Genomic DNA, 2,273 nt, shown 5'->3' with positions numbered 1-2,273 from the left:
CACGCCGGGCGAGAGGGACGCTACTCCAGGACGAGCGGCTCCATCTTGAACGTGACGCAGTTGACGTAGCCGCGGTTGGTGAGGCGCAGGAACGGCACGCAGGCAAGCGACATGACGCCCATGGTCATGAACGGCGAGGGGAGGTTGCAGCCCATGGTCTTCCAGGCCTTCTCAACCTGGTCGACCTCGGCGGAGACCTCCTCGACCGGCTTGTCGCTCATGAGGCCGCAGACGGGCAGCTCTACCAGGGCCAGGACCTTTCCGTCCATCACGGCGACCTCCCCGCCGCCACACTTGGCCAGGGTCTGAGCCGCGAGCGCCATGTCCGCGTCGTTGTCGCCCATGACGAGGAGGTTGTGGGCATCGTGGCTCACGGTCTGCGCGAGGGCGCCGTGGATGCCGAAGCCCGTGACGAAGCCGAAGGCGTGCGTGCCCCTGGCGCCGTGGTGACGGTCGAAGACGCAGGCCTTGAGCACGTCGTGCTTGGGGTCGGCCTGGAGCGAGCCGTCGCGCACGGGGACCTGCGCCGTGACGTCGCGCGTGAGCGTGTCGCCCGCGGCGATGCCGATGGCGCGGACCTTGCAGGTGCCGTCGGGCCTGTCGACGGGGATGCGGAAGGTCTCGGGCGTGACGTCGAAGCCGAGGTTCATGGTGTGGGTCATGAAGTCCGGCCAGGCGAACGGCTCCACGTCGAAGAGGGCCCTGCCGTCCCGCGCGACGACGTCGCCGTCGATGATGACCTGACGGGCGCGGAAGTCCCTGAGGTCATCGAACAGGACGATGTCCGCGCACTTGCCGGGCGTGATGGAACCCATGTCGAGGCCGACGCCGAAGTACGTGGCGGCGTTGACGGTGCACATCTGGAGCGCCGTTACGGGGTCGAGCCCGAGGCGGACGGCCTCGCGCAGGACGCGGTCCATGTGGCCGTCGGACACGATGGTGTGCGGGTGCGAGTCGTCCGTGCAGAGCATGCAGTGGCTGGTGTCCACGCCGCTCTTGACGAGCTCGGGCAGGTAGCCGGGCAGGTTGAGCCAGGCCGAGCCCTGGCGGAGCTGCACGTACATGCCCATGCGGAGCTTGGCGAGCACGTCCTGGAACGTGCTGGACTCGTGGCAGCTGGTGACGCCGGCCGCGATGTAGGCGTTGAGGCCGCGGTCGTCGTCCGGGGCGACGTAGTGGCCGGTCACGGGCTTGTCGGCCTTGAGCGTCTCGCTCACTTCCGCGAGGGCGTTCTTCTCGCCCGAAAGGATGCCGGGGAAGTTCATCATCTCGCCAAGGCCGCAGGTCTCGGGCCAGGTCATGGTCTCGGCCACCTGTGCGGCGTCGATGCTGGCGCCCGTGTCCTCCACGCCCTGGACCGCCGGCACGCAGGAGGGCGTGGTCAGCATGATCTTGAGGGGCGTGCGGGCGGCGTCGGCCCACATGGCCTTGACGCCCTCGAGGCCGGCGACGTTGGCGACCTCGTGCGGGTCGGCGTAGATGCCGACGGTGCCGTGGGGCACGACGCCGCGGGCGTACTCCGAGGGGCCAACCATGGAGGACTCGATGTGGATGTGGGTGTCGAACAGGCCCGGCGACGCGAAGAGGCCGTGGGCGTCGATCACCTTGGTGTTGGGACCGATGCAGTGCTCGGCCGTGTGGCCGTCGAAGCCGATGTAGGCGACGCGGCCGCTCGCGATGGCGATGTCGGCGTCGTCCAGGATCTCGTGGGTGGTGACGCTCACGAGCCGGGCGTGGCGGATCACGGTGTCCGCCGGCTCCTGGCCCTGCGCCACGCGCACGAGCCTGCCGTTGCATTCCCAGAGGGGGACCTTGCAGAAGTGATTGATCATGTGCGCCTCCCGCGACGAGGCCGCCTGCGCTCGTGCCGCGGCGGCCCGATTCTGTTTGCACTAGGTTATCGCATGCGGGGGCAGGCGGAGCCGCCGCCTGCCGCGGACGAGTGGGGCGTGGCGGCGGGAGCGCGCGGCATTGGTTACGTGTGGGCGGTGGTTTGTGCGCGCGGGCGCGACGCGGCGGAGGACGGAAATCGCATATCGTGATGTGCGATGCGGTACGTTTTTAAGAGCGTGCAGGTAGATGCGTTGCGGCCCAATTCGCATATCCGGATATGCGATTTTTTGAGCTGGGAGGTGCGGCAGAGCCCGCTCGCCGCGCTCCGCATGGAGGGCGTGTGCCCGGGCCGTGGCTTTTTGGTGGTGTCGCGGCCGCGCGCATCCGCCCGCCATCAGGATAGGTACAGTATCAACCTGTGAGTGTGCTCGATGGGTTCG

1 protein-coding gene is annotated in these 2,273 nt (G+C 68.5%); it reads right to left on the bottom strand.

What is annotated here, in order from left to right; genetic code table 11:
* Positions 1-20 precede the first annotated feature (20 nt).
* Entirely contained in the window at positions 21-1,832 is a 1,812-nt protein-coding gene (locus tag ACI38Z_RS05315; protein WP_439789150.1) for an adenine deaminase, read from the bottom strand.
* Positions 1,833-2,273: the final 441 nt, after the last annotated feature.

The organism is Parafannyhessea sp., from assembly GCF_051876455.1.
GTDB lineage: Bacteria > Actinomycetota > Coriobacteriia > Coriobacteriales > Atopobiaceae > Parafannyhessea.
The sequence above is the reverse complement of the archived record's forward strand: the minus strand, read 5'-3'. Positions and strand labels throughout refer to the sequence as shown.

Coding starts and splice junctions, on each gene's coding strand:
- ACI38Z_RS05315 (WP_439789150.1), bottom strand. CDS start 1,832: ATGATCAATCACTTCTGCAAGGTCCCCCTCTGGGAATGCAACGGCAGG.